We start from the raw sequence: 25,888 nt of genomic DNA on the forward strand, positions 1-25,888 counted from the left end.
TTACGAATCAAACCGGGCTTGGTTTTCTTCCTTTGATATAGAAGAGCAACATATCTATATCGCTCGGATCCACTCCGGATATCTGGGAAGCTTTTTCCAAATTCAAAGGTCTATGCTTGCTCAACTTCTGGATGGCCTCCTTCTTAATACCAGGCACCAAAGAGTAATCGATCGTCTCAGGAATCGGAGTGGTTAAGTATCGATTCTTCCACTCGATGGTATCCTGCTCTCTCTTGATGTAACCTTCGTATTTGATTTCCATCTCTATGACTTTGCGATCTTGAGCGTCCAAAGATTCCGATTCTGGAAGTAAGAATGCTATATCTTCGAAGCCGATCTCCGGTCTCTTCAGAAAATTATCCAGCTTGGCTCCGTATTTGAAGGACTGGATTCCTTTTCTTTGAAGTAAAGCTTCGAACTCGGGTAGAGGTTTTAACGGTAAGGACTGGATCTTTTCTTTTACTTCGGTAATCTTTTTGTATCGATCAGTCATCGCGGAGAAAGTTTCTTCGGAAACTAGACCCATCTTGTATCCGTATTTCATCAATCGTTGGTCCGCATTGTCCTGTCTGAGAAGAAGACGATACTCCGCTCTGGATGTGAACATTCTATACGGATCTTCTACTCCTTTATGCACCAAGTCGTCGACTAGGACTCCGATATAAGATTCTCCTCTGGAGAATAACATCGGCTCCTCTCCTCTTAGAGAAGAAAGCACACTGTAAGCCGCGACCAAACCTTGGGCCGCTGCCTCCTCGTAACCCGTGGTTCCGTTGATCTGTCCCGCATGGTAGAGTCCTTTGATCTTCTTGGTCTCTAAGGTTGGCTTCAGTTCGGTAGGATCCACATAGTCGTATTCGATCGCATACCCCGGACGAAGTATTTCGGCTTCTTCTAGTCCTGCGATGGATCGAACAAGTCTCCATTGCACTTCTTCCGGAAGACTAGTGGACACACCGTTTAAGTATATCTCTTGGGTCTCATATCCTTCAGGCTCCAGAAAGATTTGGTGTCTTTCTCTATCCGCAAATCGTACTACCTTGTCTTCGATAGAAGGACAATATCTAGGGCCGGTAGACTTGATCTGACCGGAATACATAGGAGAAAGATGGATATTTTCCCCGATTAACTTATGAGTCTTCTCGTTTGTGTAAGTGATATAACAAGGAATCTGTTTGCGAGTGATCTTCTTTGTGGAGAAAGAGAAAGGAGAAGGATCCGCGTCCCCTTCTTGCACGCTCATTACGGAAAGATCCACTGAGTTCTTATGTATACGAGGAGGAGTTCCCGTTTTTAATCTCCCCAGTTTGAGATTATATTTTGCAAGCGAGTGAGAAAGACCTTTGACTGTGGGTTCTCCGAACCTTCCGTTTTCCTTTTGGTAGGTTCCGATATGAACGATGGAAGAGAGAAAAGTACCCGTAGTTAAAATAACATGGTTCGTGAAAATTTCGAATCCTCTTCCAGTGCGAACTCCTACGATCCGATCGTCCTCGATCAATAGATCTTCCACGGTATCTTGTCGTATGGAAAGATTCTGAATGGATTCCAGTACATGTTTAACTTTAAGTTGGTATTCTTTCTTCTCTGCCTGAGCTCTTGGTGCCCAGACACTGGGACCTTTGGAAGTATTCAACATCTTGAATTGGATTCCCGTGGAATCGATGACTCTACCCATGAGTCCACCTAAAGCATCCACCTCTCTCACCATATGGCCTTTCGCAATCCCACCGATGGCAGGGTTACAGGACATCTGTCCTATAGTGTCTAGATTCATAGTGATTAATAGTGTTCTAGCTCCGCCTAAGGATGCGACATAGGCGGCCTCCGAACCTGCGTGGCCTGCACCCACCACCACGCAATCAAATCGATCTGGAAAAAAAGAAGAACTCATCGCATCCTTTCGACTCCGGCACAACTCGGTTTGGCGCGTCGATCATTAGTCGACAGCATAACCCGTGCAAAGAATCATGTTATCAATAGTATCACTTTCAGGTTCCCTGTACATGCCAGAATCCATCAAGAAACTCTCTTACTTCGAAGGAAAAATAGTCCCCGAGAACGAAGCTAATATAAACATCAAGACTCATGCGTTGCAATACGGGACGACAGTCTTCGGCGGAATCCGAGGATACTACGATGACAAAACGGACAACCTATATGTGTTCCGCATCTTAGATCATTATAAACGTCTAGTAAATTCTACTAAGATCATGCAGCTCCAATTCCAAAAGACTCCGGAAGAACTGCGGGACATAACATTAGACCTGTTGAAACAATCCGGTTATCGCAGAAACGTTTACTTAAGACCTTTCATATACACTTCCGCTTTGCAATTATCCCCCCGCTTCCACGATGTTCCTACCGAACTCGCTATCTATGTTTTGGAATTGGACGACTATCTGGACACAAAACGCGGATTGACCACTATGGTTTCTAGTTGGAGAAGGTTCGACGACACCGTGATCCCTACTCTCTCCAAAGTCTCGGGAGGATATGTGAACTCGGCGCTCGCCAAATCGGAAGCCGTGCAAAACGGTTTCGACGAAGCTATATTTCTAGACGGAAGAGGATTCGTAAGCGAAGGTTCGGCGGAAAATATCTTCTTAGTTAGAGAAGGTAAAATCATCACTCCTTCCATCTCGTCTTCTCTCCTTGAAGGGATCACTCGCAGATCCGTTTTACAACTCGCAAGAGACTTCGGATACGAAGTAGTAGAAAGAGAGATCACCAGGAGCGAACTTTATATAGCCGACGAGATATTCTTCTCCGGAACGGGAGTACAGATCGCTTGGGTGAGCGAAGTCGACAGAAGAAAGATCGGAACCGGAGAGATAGGACCTATAACCAAACAACTCCAATCTTCTTTCTTCGATTTGATCGTAGGAAAGAATCCGAAATACAAACACTGGTTGACTCCGGTTTATTAATCCTTGATCAAAGGGTATCATGTCTTCCTCTTTCGGAATCGATGAAATCCAAGGACAAGATCGGGCCTTAGTCTTTTTAAAAAAATACAGTTCCGAACCGGATCTACTTCCTCCTCTACTCATCTTTTATGGACCGGAAGGAACCGGAAAGCAAAGCGCTGTCGAAAGATTTATCCGACATGTGCTATGCTTGGAAGGAACTTCCTGCGGACATTGCGCTTCCTGCAAGGCCTTCATGCATAATTCTCATCCGGATATCGTTTGGTTTCCTTTACAGAAGAATAAACAAATCCCCATAGGCAAAGAAGATAACCCGGAAGAGTTCAGCATCCGTTGGTTGATTCGCACCCGACTTTACTACCGCCCTCACTTATCCAAAGTAAGATTCATCGTAGTGCCGGACGCATCTTTGATCGGGAACGAAGCCGAGACTGCTCTCTTAAAATCCTTGGAAGAAGCCCCCTACTTCACACGATTCATATTCATCGTGAACGATCTGGAGCAACTCAAAGAGACTATCTTAAGCAGAGGCGTGTGCGTCCCTTTCGGATATCTGCCTCAAAAAGTTGTGAAGGAACTTCATTCTCGCAAATCTTTATCCTACTTAGCGGCTCAAGGCGGAAGCATGGATGCATTCGATTGTCCGCCTCAGGTTATAGAAGAGATTTCTCAAAGAATCGAAGATCGAGTCCGCCAGCCTTTGGACTATCTGCGTTTGGAACAATGGGTATTAGAATACAAAGACAATCATCCGGACTGGAAAGAGGATTTTTCATTTAAGGACTTCTTGGACTTAGTTGGGCTTATGCTTTTACAGGAATATTCCAAATCGAATTTCGAAAAGAATCTTCCTAAGATGGAAGCGGTCTTTCGTTTTAAAGAAAGATTACATGAGAAGATTCATGGCCAAGAAACCATAGCCCTTTCCATGCTAGTACACGAACTTTCACTCTTAGACCAACAATAAAGTTCGTACTAAACCGCATCGGTTAAGCCGGAGTCAGAATCTTGTCTCGGAAAAATTCGAAGATGTTATTCTCCACTTCCTTGCGTGCGGACACATGAGGAAAATGAGTGCAGTTTGGAAGGATAACTTTCTTTGCCTTTTGCCTTAAGACTCCAGCTATCGTTTCTATTTGATTAAGAGTAGCGTACTCGTCTTCTCGTCCTTGGATCAAAAGCGTAGGACAATCTATCGAATCCAATCTATCCTCTATATTCCAGTTCGCGAAGCGTTCGGATAACCAAGTATCACACCAAGCATCGAAAAGAATTTCTGTCTTATCCCCATGGAATCTTTCCAGAGACTTGGAAAGATTCTTCTCTATATACTTCTCCTTGAACTTTCTGATTCCTTCTCTAGTAATTTCTTCCACAAAAATATGGGGAGCCATCGCCACGAGACCTTTGCAATCTTTGAACCGAGACGCGTATAATAACGCGATGCTTGCTCCGTCGCTATGACCGACCAAATAAACATTATTTAATCCCAAGGTCTCCACTAAACTTCTTAAATATATAAACGCTTCTATATGAAGATAATTCATATCCCGTGAAAGAATCATTGGATCGGATTTACCGTAGCCCAATCGATCATAAACGTAGGCTTTCATTCCTAACTCGCTTGCGATTCGTTCCGGAAAGGTTTTCCATTGCTCCACGCTACCTAGAGCGTCATGAAGAAAAATCATAGCGGTGGAATCCGCTTTTACCGTTTCGGGAGTGATGGACAAAACGTTCAGATCGCTTTCCAATACTCGAACCTTGAATTCTTCTTTTAGTATATTCTCACTCATCTTCTAACTCGTTTATTACTTCTCTCGATCGCATCGGAAAGTACGGGTAACCCGGATGCTTTTATAGTACGTAGAATATTCTGATCGGTAGGTTCTTTAAATAAATCGAAACTCACCAAAGTAGCCAGACCGTAAATATAAACCCATCTCTTCATTACTAAGTCTTTTAACTCTTTTGGAGAAAAGGAAGAGAACTCTTTTAAGTTTTTGAAAATTCTTATATGATATCTTAGAATCCTCTCGATCGAAACGGCACCGTACGTCGGATTCAAACAAAGTCCGTGAAATAACTTAGGATGTTCCCGGGCAAAAACGACGACTCCCACTCCCATATTTAAGAAAGTGTGATGTGAATAGCTTTGATTCGTGTACGTTAGAAGAATATCGAAGATTTGATTCAATACAGCCTTATCCAGCGCCTTTCTAGTCTTGAATTGGCTATATATCGGCTGAGGTGATCCCTCGAAATACTGCGAGACTTTCCGAACGCTTAAAGCGGAGAAGCCTTCCTCTTCCACGCACTGTATTGCCGCGGTAATGATCGAATTCGAAGTATATTTGACGCTAGGAGGCATTAATTACACATGTAATATTACACCCGAAATGTAAAGTGAATTTTAGAAAAATATAGGGCGATTTCAAGAGAACAACGGCTCACAATATGAAAAATATTGATTAAACGGATAAAAAATTCTCATAAACAAAGAAGAGACATAATGATTTATCTATTACCAATCTTCTTTGTTTTTCCTCATGTTTCTTCTTCGGTTTCCGAATTTTCATTTGTAGGTGACCGACTGAAGAAAAATAGTGTAATCTCGTTGAATGGTCTTCCGGACCATTTTCTTTTCCGTTTTCATTTTTTTCCGAAGCCTATCGCGATTTTTCTCCGCGATATGATCGGCGTTTTTTGGATTTTTTCTATAGGAGTGTCGATTGGACTCGAGCTGGAAGCGTATTTTAGAGGAAGTATCAAAAGAAATTCCTCCGACTTACTTTGATAAGTTCATCGATACGCTGCAATTAGACAGCTTAACGGATGATCGTTGTATTCTTATCGCTCCTTCTTCCAACATAAAGACTCATGTAGAGAAAAAATACCAAAACTACATCGAAGAAGCCATCTTTCGTGCTAGCGGAAACCGAATCCCAGTGGAGATCGTTTTAGAATCTCCTTCCAATTTAAACGTAGTTCTGAAGGAAAATTTTAAGGATAGATCCTATTCTTTTAATCAGGATTATACTTTTGATAACTTTGTAGTAGGAAATACGAACCGTCTAGCTTATAGCGCTGCGATGGAATGTGTCAAAAATCCCGCTGAGATCAATCCGCTCTATCTCTTCGGAAAAGTCGGTGTGGGAAAGACCCATTTATTGCATGCGATCGGTTCCGAAATCGTAAAGAAAGAACCTTGGAAAACGGCTTACTACGTGGATATAAAATCCTTTATGAGTGAATTCCTCTTCGCTCTACAATCCAGAGATTCTATCGAATCTTTCAAAATCAAGTACCAGTCCTATAACTGTCTGTTGATAGACGACATACAATTATTGAATACCGGTGCGGAAAAGACCCAGGAAGAATTCTTCACTATCTTCAATTTTCTATTCGAGAGAAAAAGACAAATCGTCATAGCATCCGACCGTCCTAGCTCGGAACTCCCTATCCATGATCGTCTGAAATCCAGGTTCGTAACCGGAGTGCAGGCGGACATCCAAGCACCGGACAGAGATACTAGAATCGGAATCCTAGAGAAAACCTGCCAAATCCTAAACTTAGGACTATCGCAAGAGCATATCCATTTGATCTCGGATCTAATCGAAGACGATACAAGAGCCTTATTGGGAGCATTGAACGATCTCGCTCTTCATAAAAGAGCGTTCTCCCATCTATTCTTTACTAATACGATGATCGAAGAGATTTTGAAGAATAGAATCTTTCGTAAGAAAAATTTCCAACTCAGCCAGGACAAGGTCATCGAGTATATTTCCGAAATCTATCATTTGGATCCTAAAGAAATCATGGGTAAGAGTAGGAAACCCGAGTACGTTATCCCAAGACACCTATGCATGTACGTTCTACATAAAGAATTTCGCCTGAATAAAAGTCAGGTGGGAAGAATGTTCAGTAGCGAACATACCACAGTTATCCATGCTGTTCGTAACATAGAAAATCGAATGAAAGAAGACAAAGATTTCTCCATTAAAGTGGAAAGTATCCTCAAACGCTTCCAATTCCAATAATATAGAAAGATTCAATAGCTCAGCTTATCCGACATAGAGCTGGGTATAGTATGTAAATAACTCGTGTATTTCATATCTATAAGGTCTAAATAAGACATAAGACAAAATTATTGTCCCTTATAAGAATGAAAATGAGCGTAAGTATAACAGATAAACAGTAGTTTTTTTCGGTTCTTGGAAATTGTACTTTTCAATATAAATGCGACATATTTCCCTTATCTCAAGACTTATGACTCTTATGTACATACGCACATGTACAAGTACAATAACAGTACATATAAGATAGATATATATAACTTACCATTAATTTGAATGGAGAAAGCAAATTGAAGATAAAGGTAAACACATCCGAATTTTTGAAAGCGATCCACGCCGTAGAAGGAGTTATCTCAGCTCGAGAAATTAGATCCATTCTTTCCAATTTAAAATTGGAGGCGGAGGAATCTTCGGTTTCCATATCCGCGACCGATTTGGAAATCTCTATTAAAACTTCATTAAATGCAGAAGTTTCCAAAGCGGGAAATATTTCCCTTCCCGCAAAACAACTTTCTAGTATCTTTAAAACGATTCACTTTGAAGAAGCTTTGTTATCCACCGAAGGAACGGAAGCGGATTCCACGATCACTTATATCACGGACGCAACCAAGAAGAACGATTATAAAAATAAACTGAACGGAATGGATGCGGAAGAAATCAAAACGATTTCCAAAGTGGATCCTTCTATCGTCTCCGATTTTCCTACTTCAGTATTCGCGGAGATGATCCGCAAGACCAGTTATGCCATCGCTCATGAGGATCAAAGATATATCTTTAACGGATTGTATATGGTTCCTAAAGGGGACAAACTCGTATTTGCGGTAACCGATGGTCGAAGACTTTGCAAAATAGAGAGAACCTTAGCGACTCCTCTGAAGTTCAAGGATCCGGTTATTATTCCAGCAAAGGCTATTCGCGAGATATCCAAAATGATCGGCACTGCCGAAGTCGGTAAGATCGGTATCGTAGACAATCAAATCTATGTTAATGCAAATCATATCGAATTACTCTGTAAGCTGATCGAAGGGAATTTCCCTAACTACGAACAGGTAATTCCTAAGTCTTCCAAGTTCAGCGCGGTGATACCTAAGGAAAGTTTCCAAATCTATCTGCGCCAGGCTTTGATCGCTGCGGAAGAACCCACTCGTCAGATTCGTTTGACCTTCTCCAATAATAATCTCAATTTTTATGCCCAGACCCAAGGTGTGAACGAGGTTAGTATCAACATGCCGATAGAATATTCAGGAGAAGAGATCACCGTCGCATTCAAAGGCGAATATCTATCCGAAGTATTCAGATCCATAGACGATAACGAATTCAAGATAGAGTTCAGCGATTCCAGTTCTCCAGTGGTATTTAAGGATCCTTCCGATCCGGAATTCATATCGGTTATCATGCCGATGAAAATATAAGAGACTACCGTGTTTTTACGAAGCCTAAGGCTTCTGAATTTCCGTAATCACGAACAGGTAAGCTTGGAGTTTCATTCCAGGCTTATTTTCTTTGTAGGGGAAAACGGAGAAGGTAAAACCAATCTTTTAGAAGCGATCTCCATGATCTCTTGGTTGAAAAGCTTTCGTGAGTCGGAGGAAGGAAATCTGATTCGTTGGAATTCCGACGGATACTATATCAAAGCGGAAGTCGATCGGGACGGCAAAAGAGAGAGTTACGAACTCGGATTCTCCAAAAAGCCGGTAAGCAGAAGAAAATTAAAATACAACCAAGAAGAAGTGAAGAAACGTTCGGAACTTCTAGGTAAGTTTTTAACGGTTTTGATGACTCCTCTGGATTTAATTATCGTGGAAGGAGGTCCTTCTGAAAGAAGAAGGTTCCTAGATAGCTTACTTTCTTCGATCGATCTTTCTTACCTGAACGATCTAATAGAATACAACCGCATCCTAAAGCAAAGGAATGCTCTTTTAAAAAGCGGTTCTTCCGATCAGGGCCTCTACGAAGTCTGGAACCAGAAATTGATAGAAAAAGGAATGTCTATTTTTCGGAAGAGAAAAGACTTCATTCAAGATTTCGATCCTATTTATAGGGAGAATTTGAAGAAGTTAAGTGGAGGAAGAGACAATCTTCTGCTCGAATATCGTCCAAGCTTCACGGACGAAGAACATTTTAGAGCAGTGCTTGCCAGAAACTTATCTAGGGATCGCAAACTAGGATACACCTCCGTAGGAATCCATAGGGACGATCTTTTTGTAGGAGAGGACAATCGCGATATCATGGATTTCGCCTCCCAGGGCCAAAAGCGAAGCACGGTTATTTCCTTAAAATCCGCCGCTTTCCAGTATTATAGGAATCGCTTAAACCGTACCCCTATTCTTCTCATAGACGACGTGATCCGAGAATTGGATGTAAAAAGAAGAGAATATTTCGTGGATTTGGTTTTGAATTCAGGACAGGCATTTTTCACCACGACGGATTTGGAAGGAATTTCGGATTACGTCGGTAGACTCGAGGATGAGAAACAGATTTTTACCGTTAAAAACGGACTGGTTACGGCCCATCTATGAGTTCCGAAAATCTTCCTCATAAAATTCGTTCGGAAGAATTCCGAGCGATGCTAGGAGAACTGGGATTCACCGAAGAAAGTTTATATGCGAAAATCGCAGTCCAAACGCTTGCAAAACGCTGGCCGGACATAATCGGGCCGATTTACGCGAATCAGTCGGAGCCCTTTTCCATACAAGACGACACATTAATCGTGATTACTTCTCACGCAGCTTATAAGCAGGAGATTCTCTTTTTAAAAAAGAGAATTTTGAATCATTGCTATCGCTATCTAAAAGAGAATACGGTTAAGAAAATAGAAGTTAGAATCGGAAATGTGTCTAGAAAAGACTCCAAAAGTCCTCAGCCAAGCGTCCAAAAAACCGGACTGGAAGGCAAACAAGATCTGGTTTCTTTAGCCGAAAAAGAAACGGATCCGATCGCAAAAAAGAGGCTTTTGGATCTCATCGAATACCTATAGTCGAGTCTATTCTTTCTAGTAATCCTACCGAATTTCCTTGCGTCTCTGGCGAATTCAGGAAAACTATTCCTAGATTCCGGAGGACTGGATGAGCGAAACAGACAGCAGTTATAGCGCAGGTCAGATCAAAATCCTAGAAGGATTAGAGGCTGTACGCAAGCGTCCAGGGATGTATATCGGAACCCAGGATGAGACAGGTCTTCATAAAATGGTTTATGAAGTCGTGGATAACTCTGTTGACGAGGCAATGGCCGGCCATTGCAATGAGATCACCATCTCCATTCTTCCCGAAAATATAATCGAGGTTAAGGATAACGGTCGAGGAATACCGACGGCTATCCATCCTGAAAAGGGAATCTCCACCATTGAAGTCGTTATGACGATTCTTCACGCCGGCGGTAAGTTCGAAAACGACGCATATAAGGTTTCTGGCGGTCTTCACGGTGTGGGGGTTTCTGTTGTAAACGCTCTTTCTGATTGGTTGGAAGTGGAAGTTTATCAGCAAGGAAAGATTCACCAACAAAAATATTCCAGGGGAGTTCCCCAAGGTCCCGTTACCGTGATCGGAGAATCTTCGGATAGAGGAACAGTCGTCCGATTTAAACCGGATGCCAGTATTTTTACCACTACCGAGTTTCAGTTCGACGTTTTGACTTCCCGATTTCGAGAATTAGCCTTTTTGAATAAGGGCCTAAAACTAATCGTTCAGGACAAAAGAAAGTCGGAGCAGGATCGCCATGATTTCCTTTTCGACGGTGGGATTGTTTCTTTCGTAGAATATCTGAACGAAAACAAGCATCCTTTGCATAAAACCATTCATTTTGAAAGGAATAAGGACGATGTGGTGGCCGAGATCGCCATCCAATATTCCGATACGTATTCGGAAAATATATTCTGCTTTACCAACAATATCAATAATAACCTGGGCGGGACCCACTTGGAAGGTTTCCGTGCCGCTCTCACTCGTACTCTAAACGATTATCTAAAAAAGGACCAACAGCTTTCCAAAAAGCAAACCGCACTATCCGGGGACGATTTAAAAGAAGGTTTAACCGCGGTCATATCCGTAAAGATTCCTCAACCTCAGTTCAACTCCCAAACCAAGGAAAAATTGGTGAACGCAGAGATAAAGGGAATCATGCAAACTCTTACCGGAGAAGGTTTGTCCCTATTCTTCGAAGAGAACCCGGCGGTTACTAAGAAAATATTAGAAAAATGTATATTAGCTGCGAAGGCCAGGGAAGCGGCACGTAAGGCGAGAGATCTAACTCGTCGTAAAACCGTTTTAGAAGGCGGAGGTCTTCCCGGAAAACTGGCGGATTGTTCCGAAAAAGATCCAGCCGGATCCGAACTCTATATAGTCGAGGGAGATTCGGCGGGCGGTTCGGCGAAACAGGGCCGGGATCGAAATTATCAGGCTATTCTTCCTTTAAAAGGTAAAATTCTGAACGTGGAAAAATCCAGATTGGATAAGATTTTAGGAAACGAAGAGATTCGTACTTTGGTTTCCGCGCTCGGGACGGGAATCGGAGAGGACGAATTCAATGTCGATAAGATCCGCTATCATAAGATTTTCATTATGACTGATGCGGATATCGACGGATCTCATATTCGTACCCTCCTTCTTACATTCTTTTTTCGTTATATGAAACAGGTCATAGAGAGAGGGTACCTCTACGTCGCCCAGCCTCCTCTTTACCTGATACGTCACGGCAAGGTCGCCACTTATCTATATTCCGATAAAGAGAAGGAAGAATATCTGAAGTCCATAGGCACTGATAAGGCCGTGATCCAACGATACAAGGGACTCGGAGAGATGAACCCCGAGCAATTATGGGAAACCACTATGGATCCGGAAAAGCGTGTAGTGCTTAAGGTTAAATTGGACGACTACGTGGAAGCCGAAGACACCTTCAATATCCTAATGGGCGACGAGGTCGTCCCGAGACGCAGATTTATTGAAGTGAATGCGGCTAAAGTCGCCAACCTGGATCTTTAAAAGACAGATAAAAGGGAGCTCTAAAATCGAATGAGCCAAGAGATGGAGAATGAATCGAAAACCCTAGGTTTCAGTCCGACGTCCCGTCCGGATATCGGGGAAGCGCTGAAAAACGGCGTCAGGGTGATTCCGGTCGAAATTGAAGACCAGATGAAGGAGGCCTACCTAGGATACGCGATGAGCGTAATCGTAGGTCGCGCGCTTCCGGATGTTAGAGACGGATTAAAACCCGTGCATAGGCGTATTCTTCACGCTATGAACGAACGTGCATGGAGAAGCGATCGTCCTTATGTGAAATGCGCTAAAATCGTCGGGGAGGTCATCGGTAATTATCACCCTCACGGGGATAGCGCCGTATACGACGCCTTGGTTCGTATGGTTCAGGATTTCTCCCTTCGCGTCCCTTTGATCGACGGGCAAGGAAACTTCGGATCCGTCGACGGAGATAATCCTGCCGCTTATCGTTATACAGAAGCTAGGCTCGAAAAAGTCGCGGAAGAACTCTTAAGAGATATAGAGAAGGAAACCGTAAACTTCTCTCCAAACTTCGACGACACGAAACAGCAGCCCGACGTTCTTCCGGCAAACTTTCCTAACCTGTTAGTCAACGGTTCTTCCGGAATCGCAGTGGGGATGGCTACGAACATTCCTCCGCACAATCTCCAGGAATGCATCCAGGCCGTAATCTCGGTTATTGAGAATCCAGATATTACGATTCCTGAATTATTAAAGATCATGCCGGGTCCGGATTTTCCGACCGGGGGGATCATCATAGGCGGAGAAGGTTTGCTTTCCGCCTATCATACGGGAAGAGGTTCGATTCGAATCCGCTCTAAGGTGGAGATAGAGGAAAATAAGAAGGGTCGGGAAGTCATCGTAATCACCGAGATTCCGTATCAGGTCAATAAGAGAACCTTATTGGAAAGAATCGGGGAGCTTGTGAACGAAAAGCAGGTGGAAGGAATTTCCGAAATCCTGGATCTCTCCGACAGAAAAGGAATCCGAGTAGAGATCCATATTAAGAAGGATGCGAATGCTCAAGTAATCCTGAATCAACTTCTAAAGCTCACTCAACTACAGGTGAGTTTCGGGATCACGATGCTTGCGATTCTGGATAACAAACCTAAGATTTTCAACCTGAAAGAAATCTTAGTTTCCTACTCCATTCACAGAAAAGAAGTCATAGTTAGAAGAACCCAGTTCGATCTGGATAAGGCCGAAAAAAGGGCACATATCTTAGAAGGATTGAAAATCGCTCTCGAGAATATCGAAGAAGTGATCCGGGTGATTCGCGCCTCTAAGAACGCCGCAGAAGCCAAACAAGAGTTAATGAATCGTTTCGTTCTCTCCGATGTCCAAGCGGATGCGATCCTAGAGATGAGACTACAACGCTTAACTTCTCTCGAAGTCCAAAAGGTTATAGATGAGTTAGAAGAAGTGCGTCTCTTGATTCTAGATTATAAGGATATTCTGGCGAAACCGGGGCGTGTCGCCGAGATCGTTTGCACGGAACTCAAGGAAGTGTCGGATAAATTCGGAAACAAACGCAAGACAGATATCAGTCTGGAAAGCGTAGAATCCTCTTCCTTCAACGCGGAAGATCTGATCGCCGACGAAGAAATGGTTCTCCAAATCACTTACGATCAGTTCGTAAAAAGACTTCCCTTAGATACGTTCAAAAGACAGAGAAGAGGCGGTAAGGGAATCCAGGGACTTTCTCAAAAAAGGGACGATATCGTTAAAATCATGAAGTCTGCAATGACTCATGATAATGTAATGTTCTTCTCTAATATAGGAAAGGTCTATATGATGAAGGCCTACGAACTTCCGTTGGCTTCGAAAGAGGCGAGAGGAAAATCCTTAAAGGCCATTATCGGCTTAAGCGAGGGAGAATACATATCCGCAGTCTTCACATTCAGAGCGGAAGATAAGGAGAAGGACCTTCTTCTTGTGACCAAGAAAGGATTCATCAAGAGAGTGGAACTCTCCGAATTCGGAAACGTAAAGAAATCCGGAATCATCGCCATCGGTTTACGAGACGGGGACGAATTGATCACCGTAGTATCCGTCCAGAAGGGAGACGATTTTATGATCTTCTCCGCAAACGGACAGGCCTTACGTATCGAAATGGATGCTATCCGAGCTCAAGGAAGAACCGCACAAGGTGTTACAGGGATGAGACTCTCCGATGACGATTCTATCGTTGGACTTTCCAAAGTCGTAGAAGGAGACGATATATTCGTGATCTCCGAAAACGGTTACGGCAAACGTCTGGGCTTCGAAGAATTCGGAACCAAGGGTCGTGGTGGAAAAGGAATGGCTTTCCTCAAAGTCGGAGATAAGAACGGGGCAGCGGTCGGAGTCGGGTCCGTCGGAGAAGACGATGAAATCATTCTCGTGACCCAGCAAGGAATGGTGATACGAACCGAAGCGAATCAGATCTCCAAAATGGGAAGAACCGCCGTAGGTGTGAGAGTCGTCGATATCAAAGATAACGATAAGGTCCAAGACTTCACGGTGATTCGAGAAAGTAAGGAAAAATGATTCGGATCGGAACAGTCGAGATTCCCGGATGGTTGGCCATGTCACCGATGGCCGGGATTAGCGACAGTCCGACCCGCACTATAGTCCGTCGCTTCGGATCGGCCTTTTCTTACACGGAATTCGTTTCTACGGATAGTCTCGCAGTAGGATCTAAAAAAGCATTATCACTTTTGAATTTTCGAGAAGAAGAGAGGCCGATCACTTTCCAAATCTTCGGCAATAAACTCGAAATCATCGTGGATGCGGCAAAAAGAATCCGAGAGTTGAACCCGGATATCATAGATTTGAATATGGGATGCCCCGCTAGAAACGTATCTATGCGCGGATCCGGCGTGGGTCTTTTGCGTAAGCCCATATATGCAGGAAAAATAATAGAAGAAATGAGAAAGGCACTGGATATTCCGGTGACTGCGAAAATCCGCCTGGGCTGGGACGATACATCCCGAAATTATATGGAAGTATCCAGAATCCTAGAAGAATCCGGCGTCATGGCGATATCCGTGCATGGCAGGACGAGAGAGATGGGTTACTCTGGAAAAGCGGATTGGGATGCGATCGCGGATATAAAAGCGGCGAGAAAAGTTCCCATCTTCGGAAACGGAGACGTGAGTTCCTATGAGGAAGCGGTTCGCCGAAAACAAGAGTCTGGCGTGGACGGAGTTTTGGTGGGTAGGAATTCCATCGGAAATCCTTGGATTTTCTCGAACCAACTCAAGGAGACACTCTCCTTAGAACAAATCGTATCCGTTGCACTAACTCATCTAGAATTGATGAGAGAATCCTTCGGCGATAAATTAGGCGTACTACTTCTTCGGAAGCATTTGGTGAGATATATCCAAGGCCGGGAAGAATTTGCTGCCAGCCGGATGGAAATCCTGAAGGCTGAAAACCCGGAATCTCTGGCCCAACTTTTGAAAGCGGGACTCAGAGAACCCATCTTTGCTTGATCATTCTACGGGAACGAGTTTTCCTCTTTTAAGTTTGAACTGAAATGGAGAATAAAGCTTCTCATCTTCTTTATGGCAATTGTCATTATTTCTGTGGAGTTCGGAGCCATAAATTGAAATTTGTCCACAATTAGAGCCGTAACTGGACCTAGAATAAGTAGCCAGAGTCTCGAACTTGGAACCGTTGAAGCGATAGAGAGTTTGACTAATGGAACCGGATCTGCCTTCCGATTCGGTGGCTAGTATTTCGTAAATGCCGTCTCCATCCATGTCTTCAAATTTCGCATCTCCGATTCCTTTGTATATGGTAGAGTAATTTGCTCCGTCTTTGAATAATAGTATTTTAATCGTCGCGGATTCATTGCTTTTAACATAATAAGTCTTTATCTTCGTCTCTACTTCGAAAAGTTTCTTCTTTCCGAAATTATAATCGGTTACTATCACATTATCCAAATCGGCCTCACCATTTAAGGCGGCTCCGATAGCTTCTAGCAATTCCCTGGATTTGTCTCCTTTATATCGAGATAGTTGCAATCTTACGATGGAAGGATAAGTATCCAAAATATCCGCCGGAAGGAAGCCTGAATACGCAACGGAATTACCGCCTTCATAAGAATCATATTCGGAGGATCCGTCCGCTCCATAGACATGAAAGTAAACCTTTCCTTGTTCAGTGATTAGCTTCTGATTAAAGAAAGCTGAGCTCCCTTCCGTTAGATGATAGGAAACATCGTCGGATGGGATCAATTTTCCATTCGTATAATTATATATCTTTTTAGGCTCCTTTCTCAAGTAAGCCCAGCCGGTTTGCGGCAAGTTAAGGTCTTTGGTTTTAGCCAATATTTCCGGACTCGCATCTCTCATCACGTAGGCAGTGAAAACGAATCCTGTCTGACCGTTTTTGGTTTTTACTTTCGCCCAAGTGCCCGTCATACCGTCTATGGATACGGGCTTAGATTGCTCCTCTTGTAGTTCTACGATCTCTCTGGTTTGTAATTTACCCAATACCTTTCCGTTGACGCCCGGAGTCTCTCTGAGCATCAATTGAGTGGCGGTTACAAGACCGAATTTATTGGTCAACACGGGGAAGAATGTAGATACGGAATTCCTAATACTTTCTTCTTCCCGGGAAACATAACCTACCTGTTCGCTCTGTTTGACCTTTAGCCATAAGAGTTTTAAGGAGGAGTCCTTGTCCTGGATATCGGCTCCTAGAATCTCGTATTTTTTGGCTTTATCCAACGCGAATAGAACTTCGCTTTTCAAGGATGGTTTTGCGTATACCTTCACATCCTTTTGGCTGACATATCCGAAACCGATCGGGGTAGAGGCACAGGCATATACGCCGTATACCGTGATGAGAATCATGAAAACTTTAAAGGAGAACTTGCGCATAAATCTTTCCTACAAAATTGGAAAATGACAAAACATCCGTTAGGATTCCCTTGATTAAAAAATCGTCAATCCAAAACGAAATCACTTGATTGTTACAATAAATCTTAAATTGATATGGGAATGAGACCGACTCTGGTGGGATGTTCTATCTCCCTTCTTTTCTTCGGGGTCTTTCTATCGTTAATCTATTCTTCTCCTCGTCCTGAAGTCGGGAGTTTACAAAAAAATCTAGGTTTCAACAAAGGATTGGCCCCTATAGCCTTCGATCCGGAAAAAGATTCCATCCGAAATCCTAGAACGGGAAAGCTCTTAAAAACCGCGAAAGATTGCGGGACCTGTCATAAAACGGTTTATCAAAATTGGTCCGCCTCCAGGCACAAAGAGGCTCATACCAACCAAATCTATCGTCATAGCTTCTCGTTAGAACCCATGCAATGGTGCGAAAATTGTCACGTACCTTTGCGCAACGGCAAAGAACTGTACCTGAATACGGAGGGCATTTCTTGCAACGTATGCCATGTGAGAGGCGGAAAAATCATCGTATCTAGAACGCCGGAAGTGTCCCATAGTATTCTTTTTCATGAATATTCCCAAGTAAAAGATTTCGGATCAGCAAAGCTCTGTGAGTCCTGCCATCAGTTTAATTTCCCGAATGCAGAGTCTCTTATGAAACCGGAAAAGGGAGTCGTGTATTCGGATCTAAATATGCAAGGAACATTCGATGAATGGTCTTCTTCCGGAATCTCGCAGGAATCGGATTGCATAGACTGTCATGTAGCTCCGGATTCCGGCCGAAGTCATTCTTTCCAAGGAGGACATTCTCTATCTTCACTTAGAAAAAGTTTGGATGTACAAGCGGAATATTTAGGTTCCAAGACGATTGCAATTCGAGTCGTTTCCCAAGGAATAGGACACTCGTTTCCCACCGGCGATTTGTTTCGAACTCTCCGCTTGAAAGTATTTTCGGATTCGGGAAGATTGAGGGAAGAATTCGTTCTAAGGAAACTGTACCGAAACAAGTATCCCAATGAGAGAAATATCTCGGATGCGCCTAAAGTCTTAGAATCCGACACAAGGATTCCTCCTCCAATCGGAAATGAGCGAAACTCCTGGAAAGAATTCTATCTGAAAGTCGATGACCGTCCGCAAAATATTAAGATAGAACTGTGGATCGATTATCTCAACGATGTGGAGAAAATATTCTCTCCGCTGAAACCATCCGATTCCAAGCATAGGATCTTAAAAAGCCGAATAAGAATCGAAGGACGGGATCGGTTTAAGGAAGGAGATATGGGATAATAATCCCGTTCTCTATTCTTTTACGAATTTTCCTTTAGAAAACGAATAGACCTCTCGTATAAGAGGATCCTTTCCTCCGTTTCTACTCCCGCAAGAATCGATATAAACGAGTTTTCTATTTTTCACCTCGACCGTCGAGCAACCTTCCGGAGAAACATCTTTTTGGAATATACGGACGAGTCGATCGGCTCTGATTTCATATACCGAGTAATCCGGAAGTCCAGCCCTTGTAACATTCCCTTTCACGAATAATTCGGGTAATCCGTCTTGGTCGAAATCGACCCATTTAATTTCCTTATTATGAAATTGTTCCGAATAGTAACCGTCCTTTCCGGGAATAAAAATGAAATCGGAAACGGTTTTTCCGACTCCGTTTCGAATTTTGTTAGTATTTGCAGGAAGGAGGATCGGCGATCGAAGGAAAAAGCTAACATAGAAGACCCTTCCGATCGGAAGATCGAAAGATTTCACGGAAGTGTTGCAAAGATCTATATTCTGGCCTTGGAAGCCTTTCAGTATTGCCTCGGTTAACTTTTCGGGTTGTTTCCAGCATTTCCGCTCCAAACTGAAATCCAGATAACTTAAATATACTTTAGAATCTTCTCCGGCGATGTAGAATTTATATCCGGTATCCGTAATGGAATATTCGTCACTGGTATAAGCGTCCGTCCCGCCCACGATGCGATAAAAGGTGTCTCCTGTAACGGTTCGAACGATTTCATTATAAGATGCAATTCCTAGAGAAATTCTAGGAACCGTTCCGAAGGGTTTGAGTACTCCGTTTTTCCAGATAAATTTCGGCTTGTTTGGATCGGCAATTTTAATCCAACCGTTACTCGGGTAGCGCAGGTAGCCCGTCTTAAGTAGAGCTTGCGGATCCTCAGACTCTTGTATTCCGCGATCCTGGATGTAGCCGATCTTTCCATCAGGTGAAAGAATCTGTAACCAATTATAATAATTCTCTCGCCCATCATAATAATCGGGACTTCTCCCAAGAATTTTATAATAGCTTGTGAATTCTAATCTAGATCGCGCATCGGAAAAAAGGGAGGGTTTATCGTACATTCTCAAATCGGAAGCGGCAACGACCGCATAACGAGATTCGGTGGCGAATAAAATTGCGGTAAATTCTTCTTCGATATGCGCATCTTTAAGAGCGTATTCTTCCCCCTCAAACCGGACCAGGTAGACGTTCTTATTCAAATCGTCCGACGTCGATTTTTCCTGGGTAGCGGCAAGGATCTCGAACTCCGAACCTCTTGGAATTTGGACGGACTGTGATCCTTTTGTTACCGTTAGCCGATAGGAATTAACGATTCCAAGGCCGATCGGCTTCGAGCGGAAACAACTTAGAAAAATTGCCAATAGGAAGAGGATGTGGTAAGCGCGGGATTTCATTCTAACTTGGTATTAGTGAAACTATCCGCTTTTAGGTAAATTCCGGCCAAATCGTATTCTGGAAAAAGCGGCGTTTGACCATAAAGAAGGGAAATACTTCGGGAAAAATTGACCGATTTGGATGACTTTCCGGATTAGATGAGAAGGGCCGATTCCTTATTTCTTTCGGAAAAGAATGAGATTGACAATGGTTTCAGAGAATCGGCACATAATGGATTCCCCAAAGGAGAAAGCTCTCAATGAGATTAGGTAAGAAAATTCCAACCGCTATCTTAGCAGCCTCAATACTGTTATTCGGTTTTTGCAAAAAACAGGAAGAGGCACCGGTTGCTCAAATCGTCGGAACGAAATATTCCGCATGGAATCAATGGATTTATAAGAAACCGGGAACCGCCGAGAAGGCCGACCAAGTTTCCTTAGTATATGGGAACGAGGAAGTGACCGGATTGGAACTGGTAAACCATGAAAGCACGGACGCAAAGGGAAATAAGACCAGCGCGGAATATTTGAAAATGAAAACCGTCGACGGAAAAGAGGGATTCGCACTTGCAAAGAATTTCTTCGATGACGTTATCTTCATCATAGCGGAAGGGGATTCCGTATATGCGAAGAATTCCTTAACCTCTCCTACTAAAGGCAAACTCGAAAAAGGGATGTCTTGTTTCGAGTCGGAAGCAAACGGTGATTTCGCAAAAGTTCGTTGCAGCGCTTCCATTTTGAAAGGCGGTAAGTTGAATAGCTTCTACGATGTTTGGATCCAGACTTCTTCTCCGAATCTGTCCAGAATTTCCAGTAATCCTTTGCTCGCAGATAGTATTCGAAACTTAAAAACAGCTAGTGATAAGATTCTGGAAGCGGAAAAAGCGACCGAGCCCGCTAAGCAAGATGAACTGAAAAAGGCCGCAGCGGCAGCTCTTAAAACTGTTGTGGAGAAAGGTGACCAATTCCAGGAAGACGCAACTAACCTGGCGACCGAACACGGGTTGGTTTTGGAATAAAGCTTCTCTCATTCCAGCCCTTCGAATCGATCATTCGGAGGACTAATTAATCTGAAGCCTCGGGAGCGAAAGCAACCGAGGCTTTTTTGTACCGCAAAATAAAAAAGCCCCCATTCCGGAAGGAACGAGGGCTTTATCTCTCTTAAGAGAAAGTTGGATTATTTTCCGACTTCTTGCGCTTTTGCAACGAGAGCGTCACGACCGCCGGGGAATTTAGCGTAGATTACGCATTGGCATTCTTCCCAGTTGTCTTTGGAAACGTCGCTAGGATCGGAACCGGCTCCGGAAGCTTTACACTCGTAAACTCCCACTCCTTTTACGACACCTGCAGATTGAGAAACGATAACGGAAGCGGTTGCTTCACCGTCGGAAACTCCGGAAGCGGATTCTACGGTTTCACCAACCATTTTCTTAACCACATCGGAAGCGCCTTGGAGGCGAGAAGCTTCGCGGCAAGTAGACTGCATCATAGCCGGGCTTTTTTTAGCAACAGCTTTAGTAGATGCACGAGAAGAGAACTTCATGTAGTAATAATCTTTCGGGTTAGTGTCTTTAGGAGTTTTTCCGTCGTTTCTTTGCTCTGGTGGACCACCCCAACCTTCAAAAGACCATCCTCCGTCACCTACAGAGGTTGCGTCCTTTTGTGCGTTGTTGGTTCCGCAATAGGTTGCAAGAATAGCAAAAATCGAAATAGCGATTAGTTTCTTGATCATCATTTTCTCCTTGATCAGATGGATTTGAGGAATATATCCGATAAACGGATTCCGCAAGCCATTTTTTAATGAAGCCTTTTAATTTTAAAAGCGGCCATGCATTTTGGAAAAAAGTTTTTATTCGCGGCGCACAATTGTCAAAAAATTTCCTAATTCTCTTTTCTACTCTGCTAATTTTAGCAACGAACGACGCAATAGCGACGACGGTCCTATTCTTACCGGGCTCTTGGGAGGGTCCGGCTCCGAAATTTCTGGAAGGAACCGGAGAAAAGCCGTTCGAATTGGCGAGAATTGCGCAATTCTACGCGAGTAACGGCTATGCATTACAGGTCCGGGAAGAATTTTCCAGCTCTTTAAATCCAGAGGCAAAAGAATATCTCGTCCCCTCCGTTCCAAGGGACAAATTCAAGCAGAACTGTAACCGAACAAAAGTCGATTATGTGGTTCGAGATGTGTTAGAGATTCAGGAAAAGATCCGAATCGATCGATCCGTTTACGACTGCAATTTATTTCAGATGCAGGAGTATTCCGCGATCGGCAAAAGAGATCTTTTCGAAACGTATGAAAGGTTGACCCGGGATTCGTTTCCTTTGGTTCCTAAGAAAAAGAAAAAAGACACTCCTAAAGAACAAGCTTCTGCTACGCCTCGTATCCAAGTTTTCGTATTGGATGCCGCTTACTCTTATGCTCCGGAAAGAAAGGAATTTATGTCGCAATTGGAGGCCATCTCTTGGCGGCCAGAGACTAAGTTTCGTTTAGTGGTGGCAGGAGCGGGCAATTCTAAAGTTTATCCGGAATCTTCTCGCAGCGAGTTCTTTCGTCAATGGAAGGATTTTAAATCCGAAGGAAAGACTACTACGGAAGACCTTTCGAATGCTTTGCTCCGTTTAAAAAGAGTTCTTTCTTCGGAAGAAACTCCGGGAAGAAGGAAGCAATACGCTGTAACGATTCTAACCAATGCCAAAAACTCGGATTCCGGAAGAGGATACGGGGCGGCCATTGAAAGCTTAAAGCAATCGAGTGCGAATATCTCCATTTTATATTCTTCTTATTCGGGTCCCGAGGCGAGAAGGGAACATAAGGAGGCGGCCAAAAGAGGGGCGGAATTTCGAGAGATCGTTTATTATCAACGAATCGTTACGCCAAGAGATGCCAAGACTCTCGTTTATAGAAACGGTAAATTATATACAACCTCGCAAACCGCTGATTCTACCGCAAATTTAGAGGAAAGCGATCTGGAGAAGGTGGAGTTATCCGGAAAATATTCTCTAGGAGACGCTTTGAATCCTTGGGGATTAGCGTCGATTTATTCGGAAATTAAAAACGAAAGAATCCTTTCTTCGGAGCCTGTAAGAAGCAATTTCTCCAGCCAATTCGCCAAGGTGGTTCATCAAAATTCCAATTCCGAATACTTTGCCAATTATCCGAAACTTCTTATGAAATCCGGGGCCAAAGCCTTTTGGATACGGATTCCGTCTCCTAACGGATTCGCAGAGGGAAAAAAAGGAATCTGGCGAGTCAGGTTTCTTTCGTCCGCTTTTTCTTCGGAAGGGGTCGAAGTAATACCGGATTCTGTGGAACAGTATCCCTATGCCCCGGCGAGAACGTTGGAATGCGATCCTTCCGTTGCCAGGAATTATTTTCAGAATACGGAAAAATCCGATTTTGATTGTTTGATTCGGGGTGAGATATTAGAACTTTCCCTCCCGTAGGTTGAACGATGGAAGAATCTCATTTTATCGCCTTATCCCCGTTAACTCGTAAACTCCTGGAGCGTGCAAAGCAGGCCGCTAGTTCGGATTTGCCTCTGCTATTCATCGGGGAGAATGGGACGGGAAAGAGTTTCTTCGGCGCGGTCTTTCATTCTTTTTGCAAAGAGCGATTTCCAAAATTCTATGTGTACGATTTTACCGCCCCCGAATCCGAGACGGAGATTGCGGAACTCTTTTCGCAGATAGACGGTAAAGCGGGCAATACGATTTACTTGGAAGGTTTTTCCAATTTGAGTCCCGGTCTCCAAGTACAATTGCTCCAAAAGATACGAAACGAAAAAGGAAAGAATCGATACCTTCTCTCCGATTCGCCGGATCTGAACGAAAAAGTAAAGTCCGGAAAATTGCAAGAGTCCCTATTCTTGGAAATCCAAACTCTTCAGTTGAGATTGCCTACCCTTAGAGACAGAAAAGAGGATATTCCTCCCTTAACTCGGATCTTCTTGGATCTGATCGGCAAAAAATACAATCGCAAGAATATTAAGATCTCCGAAAAATTGGGACGTTTTCTTTTGGAATACGATTATCCCGGAAATCTCCACCAACTCAAGAACTTGTTGGAAGGAATGGTTTCCATGCATAATGTAAAGACTCTGGATACCAAACATCTTCCTCCTGAGCTTTTCGAAACGCATTACAAGGATGGCCTGGAATTAACGGTAAGAACCGGAATCACTCTCCGGGATTACGAAAGAGAGATCATCCGTAGGAATCTGATTCTGGTGAACGGAAACAGAGAAAAGGCCGCGAGGATTCTGGGAATTTCGGAGAGAACGATCTATCGAAAGATCACCGAGTTCGGATTGTTCGATTCGAACGATGAAAAAAATCCTGCACCTTTGTGAGAAAATAATAAACCGTGTCCTCTTTTTCCGCACCGGTTTTGATTCTTTGGTTCATCTCTAATAAAAATTCGTAAAGTTCCTGCATTTCCAAATCGGAAAATAAGGAATTCTCCTTCTTGAGCCTTTTGAAAGTGTGCATTTTTCTACCGGGAGAATAACTTTCTATTCCCAGTAACTCGGCTTGTTCTTTCTCGCTTAGAACCTTGTCGTAATGTCGAAAGATCACTTTATAAATCCGCAATCTGTCCAAAGCGTCTTTGAGAAGGGAAAGGAAAATCAAAAGCGAATCCTTACCTATTTTGAATTTGGAGAATTCGCGGGAGAATCGGATATAATCCTTTTCAAAGAAAAAGTCAAGGATCTCGGAAGAACTGAATTCGGAACTTTGGAAGAGGACCTCCCGTAAATCCGACACAGAGAAACTCTTTTTGCCCAGATATAATTTCAGCTTCTCCAGATTCTTGATATAGGCGCCAGCGCTCGGGCTAACTTTAAGAAGAAATTCCTCTTCGGCTTCTTCGTCTAGCTTGATATCGATTTCTTTGCATGCCCTGAGAAAGGCTTCTTTTCTCTTGTCCGGAAAAAGTTTAGGAGACTTGAAATACGCTACATTCTGACCGAACACACTTAAAAGTTCTTTTGGTACATCCCAATGATCATAATGAACGATTACCTTAACGGAATCCGGGAGAGAAAATCCGCCCGATTTGGGAGAATTTTTGGCCTTAGTTTTGCCGACCCAGGGTTTAAAAAAATTTAGACCGGATTTGATGATGAATAATTTCCGATCGGCGAACATGTCCAAATTCATGGCCTCGCTCTGGAAGTTTTCCAAATCCCCCGGCTCCGCCACAAAGACTACGATTTCGTAAGGGTCCGAACTTTTCTTGTAAGCATTCTTGTATAGGTCGCTTACGACTCCGAATTCGTAAGAATCCTGGGAAACGACAAAAAGAACCTGAGGAAGGCTGTCCGCGACAGGTTTTACCCGATGCAGAAAGTCGATGAGGTTCTCGTAGGAAGAGGGGCCTGCCTCTTTGGTCGTCATGGGTGCAGAATGATCCGGATCGGCCGGAAGTCAAGCCGGTGAGCTGAAGATTTTCTAAAGGAGAAGGAATTTCCCGCCGATAAGAATCCTAGGACTAAGGCGTATGAGAATCAGCGACGGAGTACAAAGGATATCTTTCCCCGAAGAATACCTTACTTATATCAAACCGATCCTGAATCGCTCCGAAGTCTCCGCGATCGAACCGATTCGCCAAAGGGATTTTTCAGATATAGGAAAATCACTTCGTCTCTACGGGCCGGAAGGAGAAGCTTCCGCATCCGGTCCTTCTAACTCCAAGGGACAACTTTTCGATTTGTACGTTTAATTCGAAACGAAATCGTTTTCTCACAAAAATTCGGACCAAATACCGTGATGTCGGAAGAATTTCCGAATCGGAAAACCTAGTATATTCGTGTAAGACCCTTCGAAACTTTTTGCGGGTGATCCTTTATCTTGGATTCCGTAAGCTCCCGCTTTATCGAACGGCTTCTTAGATCGAACGTATTTTCGAATTTCTTCCTTGCTCCAATTATGAAAAAGCACCTGGGAAGAATCGTAATCGAAAATGTCTCTTCCTTCGGTACGGATTCCTAGTCCGGAATACACAGTGTGAACATTATCGTTCAGTAAGGATATCATCCTATACGCTTCTTCTTCATCTTTCGGTTTTTGCAGGATATCGTTTTGGAAAACCACGATGGTGTCCGAGGAAACCAATACAGATTCGGGGTCTTGGTTGAGAGGACCTAATTTTGAGAGAGCCACTCTTTCCAAATAATCCAAAGGTTTTTCCGATTCGAAACTGGACTCGTCCACGGGCATGACTTCGATTCGAAAGTTTAAACCGAGAGATTCTAGGATCGCCTTTCGTCTGGGAGATTGGGACCGGAGGATGAGCATATACCCAAGTTATAAGAAAAGCCTTGCCAGGCACTCCTTTTCCGATT

Annotated in this window: 22 protein-coding genes; 14 read left to right on the top strand and 8 right to left on the bottom strand. The window is 43.4% G+C overall.

Annotated elements, in window-relative coordinates:
• Nucleotides 1-7: 7 nt before the first annotated feature.
• The gene (mnmG, locus tag LEP1GSC061_RS15115; protein ID WP_016546221.1) at nucleotides 8-1,894 is read right to left on the bottom strand and encodes a tRNA uridine-5-carboxymethylaminomethyl(34) synthesis enzyme MnmG; all 1,887 of its coding nucleotides are present in this window, start codon (nucleotides 1,892-1,894) and stop codon (nucleotides 8-10) included.
• A gap of 112 nt (nucleotides 1,895-2,006) precedes the next feature.
• Here mnmG and LEP1GSC061_RS15120 point away from each other — a divergent pair, with 112 nt between their 5' ends.
• Entirely contained in the window at nucleotides 2,007-2,930 is a 924-nt protein-coding gene (locus LEP1GSC061_RS15120; RefSeq protein ID WP_016546229.1) for a branched-chain amino acid transaminase, read from the top strand.
• Nucleotides 2,931-2,949: 19 nt separating this feature from the next.
• Entirely contained in the window at nucleotides 2,950-3,897 is a 948-nt protein-coding gene (locus tag LEP1GSC061_RS15125; RefSeq protein ID WP_016546226.1) for a hypothetical protein, read from the top strand.
• A 22-nt stretch (nucleotides 3,898-3,919) separates the two neighbouring features.
• On the opposite strand, the gene LEP1GSC061_RS15130 is transcribed toward LEP1GSC061_RS15125, so the two are convergent.
• Nucleotides 3,920-4,726, bottom strand: coding sequence for an alpha/beta fold hydrolase (locus LEP1GSC061_RS15130; RefSeq protein ID WP_016546752.1), 807 nt, complete (start codon nucleotides 4,724-4,726; stop codon nucleotides 3,920-3,922).
• The gene (locus LEP1GSC061_RS15135; RefSeq protein ID WP_016546180.1) at nucleotides 4,723-5,244 is read right to left on the bottom strand and encodes a WHG domain-containing protein; all 522 of its coding nucleotides are present in this window, start codon (nucleotides 5,242-5,244) and stop codon (nucleotides 4,723-4,725) included. Before LEP1GSC061_RS15135 ends, LEP1GSC061_RS15130 begins: the two co-directional genes overlap by 4 nt.
• A gap of 418 nt (nucleotides 5,245-5,662) precedes the next feature.
• Here LEP1GSC061_RS15135 and dnaA point away from each other — a divergent pair, with 418 nt between their 5' ends.
• The 7 genes from dnaA to LEP1GSC061_RS15175 all read left to right on the top strand — a co-directional run bounded on the left by dnaA (nucleotide 5,663) and on the right by LEP1GSC061_RS15175 (nucleotide 15,473).
• Nucleotides 5,663-6,970, top strand: coding sequence for a chromosomal replication initiator protein DnaA (gene dnaA, locus LEP1GSC061_RS15145; RefSeq protein WP_016546411.1), 1,308 nt, complete (start codon nucleotides 5,663-5,665; stop codon nucleotides 6,968-6,970).
• 326 nt (nucleotides 6,971-7,296) lie between these two features.
• Nucleotides 7,297-8,418, top strand: a complete 1,122-nt coding sequence (gene dnaN / locus LEP1GSC061_RS15150; RefSeq protein ID WP_016546395.1) for a DNA polymerase III subunit beta — start codon at nucleotides 7,297-7,299, stop codon at nucleotides 8,416-8,418.
• A gap of 9 nt (nucleotides 8,419-8,427) precedes the next feature.
• Nucleotides 8,428-9,525 carry a DNA replication/repair protein RecF gene (gene recF, locus LEP1GSC061_RS15155; RefSeq protein ID WP_016546246.1) on the top strand — a complete coding sequence of 366 codons (1,098 nt, stop codon included), beginning with the start codon at nucleotides 8,428-8,430 and terminating at the stop codon, nucleotides 9,523-9,525.
• On the top strand, nucleotides 9,522-9,983 hold the full coding sequence (locus tag LEP1GSC061_RS15160) for a DciA family protein (protein ID WP_016546725.1): 462 nt from the start codon (nucleotides 9,522-9,524) through the stop codon (nucleotides 9,981-9,983). Before recF ends, LEP1GSC061_RS15160 begins: the two co-directional genes overlap by 4 nt.
• A gap of 88 nt (nucleotides 9,984-10,071) precedes the next feature.
• Nucleotides 10,072-11,982: a DNA topoisomerase (ATP-hydrolyzing) subunit B gene (gene gyrB / locus LEP1GSC061_RS15165; RefSeq protein WP_016546846.1), complete on the top strand. Its 1,911-nt coding sequence runs from the start codon at nucleotides 10,072-10,074 to the stop codon at nucleotides 11,980-11,982.
• Nucleotides 11,983-12,012: 30 nt separating this feature from the next.
• Nucleotides 12,013-14,526: a DNA gyrase subunit A gene (gyrA, locus tag LEP1GSC061_RS15170; protein ID WP_016546825.1), complete on the top strand. Its 2,514-nt coding sequence runs from the start codon at nucleotides 12,013-12,015 to the stop codon at nucleotides 14,524-14,526.
• Entirely contained in the window at nucleotides 14,523-15,473 is a 951-nt protein-coding gene (locus LEP1GSC061_RS15175) for a tRNA dihydrouridine synthase (RefSeq protein ID WP_016546779.1), read from the top strand. Before gyrA ends, LEP1GSC061_RS15175 begins: the two co-directional genes overlap by 4 nt.
• Here the strand turns inward: LEP1GSC061_RS15175 and LEP1GSC061_RS15180 are convergent, their stop codons facing one another.
• Nucleotides 15,474-16,868 (bottom strand): SH3 domain-containing protein, encoded by a 1,395-nt coding sequence (locus tag LEP1GSC061_RS15180; RefSeq protein ID WP_016546224.1) that lies wholly within the window; start codon nucleotides 16,866-16,868, stop codon nucleotides 15,474-15,476. It abuts the gene before it with no gap.
• 120 nt (nucleotides 16,869-16,988) lie between these two features.
• On the opposite strand from LEP1GSC061_RS15180, the gene LEP1GSC061_RS20880 reads away from it, so the two are divergent.
• Nucleotides 16,989-18,167 carry a multiheme c-type cytochrome gene (locus LEP1GSC061_RS20880; protein ID WP_198014272.1) on the top strand — a complete coding sequence of 393 codons (1,179 nt, stop codon included), beginning with the start codon at nucleotides 16,989-16,991 and terminating at the stop codon, nucleotides 18,165-18,167.
• Between the two features lie 12 nt (nucleotides 18,168-18,179).
• On the opposite strand, the gene LEP1GSC061_RS15190 is transcribed toward LEP1GSC061_RS20880, so the two are convergent.
• A complete protein-coding gene (locus LEP1GSC061_RS15190; RefSeq protein WP_156844568.1) occupies nucleotides 18,180-19,370 on the bottom strand; it encodes a hypothetical protein in 1,191 nt (396 codons plus the stop codon).
• A 434-nt stretch (nucleotides 19,371-19,804) separates the two neighbouring features.
• Between LEP1GSC061_RS15190 and lenA the strand changes: the two genes are divergently transcribed.
• On the top strand, nucleotides 19,805-20,563 hold the full coding sequence (gene lenA / locus LEP1GSC061_RS15195) for a lipoprotein LenA (protein WP_016546754.1): 759 nt from the start codon (nucleotides 19,805-19,807) through the stop codon (nucleotides 20,561-20,563).
• Nucleotides 20,564-20,721: 158 nt separating this feature from the next.
• Here the strand turns inward: lenA and LEP1GSC061_RS15200 are convergent, their stop codons facing one another.
• Entirely contained in the window at nucleotides 20,722-21,276 is a 555-nt protein-coding gene (locus LEP1GSC061_RS15200) for a lipoprotein LipL21 (RefSeq protein WP_016546658.1), read from the bottom strand.
• Between the two features lie 134 nt (nucleotides 21,277-21,410).
• Here LEP1GSC061_RS15200 and LEP1GSC061_RS15205 point away from each other — a divergent pair, with 134 nt between their 5' ends.
• Both LEP1GSC061_RS15205 and LEP1GSC061_RS15210 read left to right on the top strand, forming a co-directional pair.
• Nucleotides 21,411-22,988, top strand: a complete 1,578-nt coding sequence (locus LEP1GSC061_RS15205) for an LIC10012 family protein (RefSeq protein ID WP_040509243.1) — start codon at nucleotides 21,411-21,413, stop codon at nucleotides 22,986-22,988.
• Nucleotides 22,989-22,996: 8 nt separating this feature from the next.
• Nucleotides 22,997-23,893: an AAA-type ATPase lid domain-containing protein gene (locus LEP1GSC061_RS15210; protein WP_016546082.1), complete on the top strand. Its 897-nt coding sequence runs from the start codon at nucleotides 22,997-22,999 to the stop codon at nucleotides 23,891-23,893.
• On the opposite strand, the gene holA is transcribed toward LEP1GSC061_RS15210, so the two are convergent.
• Nucleotides 23,838-24,941: a DNA polymerase III subunit delta gene (gene holA / locus LEP1GSC061_RS15215; RefSeq protein WP_040508949.1), complete on the bottom strand. Its 1,104-nt coding sequence runs from the start codon at nucleotides 24,939-24,941 to the stop codon at nucleotides 23,838-23,840. The two genes, LEP1GSC061_RS15210 and holA, sit on opposite strands and share 56 nt — an antisense overlap.
• 103 nt (nucleotides 24,942-25,044) lie before the next feature.
• Here holA and LEP1GSC061_RS15220 point away from each other — a divergent pair, with 103 nt between their 5' ends.
• On the top strand, nucleotides 25,045-25,266 hold the full coding sequence (locus LEP1GSC061_RS15220) for a hypothetical protein (RefSeq protein WP_016546367.1): 222 nt from the start codon (nucleotides 25,045-25,047) through the stop codon (nucleotides 25,264-25,266).
• A 20-nt stretch (nucleotides 25,267-25,286) separates the two neighbouring features.
• Here LEP1GSC061_RS15220 and LEP1GSC061_RS15225 read toward each other — a convergent pair whose 3' ends face one another.
• Nucleotides 25,287-25,841: a nucleoside triphosphate pyrophosphatase gene (locus LEP1GSC061_RS15225; RefSeq protein ID WP_016546545.1), complete on the bottom strand. Its 555-nt coding sequence runs from the start codon at nucleotides 25,839-25,841 to the stop codon at nucleotides 25,287-25,289.
• Nucleotides 25,842-25,888 lie beyond the last annotated feature (47 nt).

The organism is Leptospira wolffii serovar Khorat str. Khorat-H2 (assembly GCF_000306115.2).
Lineage (GTDB): Bacteria > Spirochaetota > Leptospiria > Leptospirales > Leptospiraceae > Leptospira_B > Leptospira_B wolffii.

Coding starts and splice junctions, on each gene's coding strand:
- mnmG (WP_016546221.1), bottom strand. CDS start 1,894: ATGAGTTCTTCTTTTTTTCCAGATCGATTTGATTGCGTGGTGGTGGGT.
- LEP1GSC061_RS15120 (WP_016546229.1), top strand. CDS start 2,007: ATGCCAGAATCCATCAAGAAACTCTCTTACTTCGAAGGAAAAATAGTC.
- LEP1GSC061_RS15125 (WP_016546226.1), top strand. CDS start 2,950: ATGTCTTCCTCTTTCGGAATCGATGAAATCCAAGGACAAGATCGGGCC.
- LEP1GSC061_RS15130 (WP_016546752.1), bottom strand. CDS start 4,726: ATGAGTGAGAATATACTAAAAGAAGAATTCAAGGTTCGAGTATTGGAA.
- LEP1GSC061_RS15160 (WP_016546725.1), top strand. CDS start 9,522: ATGAGTTCCGAAAATCTTCCTCATAAAATTCGTTCGGAAGAATTCCGA.
- gyrB (WP_016546846.1), top strand. CDS start 10,072: ATGAGCGAAACAGACAGCAGTTATAGCGCAGGTCAGATCAAAATCCTA.
- gyrA (WP_016546825.1), top strand. CDS start 12,013: ATGAGCCAAGAGATGGAGAATGAATCGAAAACCCTAGGTTTCAGTCCG.
- LEP1GSC061_RS15175 (WP_016546779.1), top strand. CDS start 14,523: ATGATTCGGATCGGAACAGTCGAGATTCCCGGATGGTTGGCCATGTCA.
- LEP1GSC061_RS15180 (WP_016546224.1), bottom strand. CDS start 16,868: ATGCGCAAGTTCTCCTTTAAAGTTTTCATGATTCTCATCACGGTATAC.
- LEP1GSC061_RS20880 (WP_198014272.1), top strand. CDS start 16,989: ATGAGACCGACTCTGGTGGGATGTTCTATCTCCCTTCTTTTCTTCGGG.
- lenA (WP_016546754.1), top strand. CDS start 19,805: ATGAGATTAGGTAAGAAAATTCCAACCGCTATCTTAGCAGCCTCAATA.
- LEP1GSC061_RS15200 (WP_016546658.1), bottom strand. CDS start 21,276: ATGATCAAGAAACTAATCGCTATTTCGATTTTTGCTATTCTTGCAACC.
- LEP1GSC061_RS15210 (WP_016546082.1), top strand. CDS start 22,997: ATGGAAGAATCTCATTTTATCGCCTTATCCCCGTTAACTCGTAAACTC.
- holA (WP_040508949.1), bottom strand. CDS start 24,941: ATGACGACCAAAGAGGCAGGCCCCTCTTCCTACGAGAACCTCATCGAC.
- LEP1GSC061_RS15220 (WP_016546367.1), top strand. CDS start 25,045: ATGAGAATCAGCGACGGAGTACAAAGGATATCTTTCCCCGAAGAATAC.
- LEP1GSC061_RS15225 (WP_016546545.1), bottom strand. CDS start 25,841: ATGCTCATCCTCCGGTCCCAATCTCCCAGACGAAAGGCGATCCTAGAA.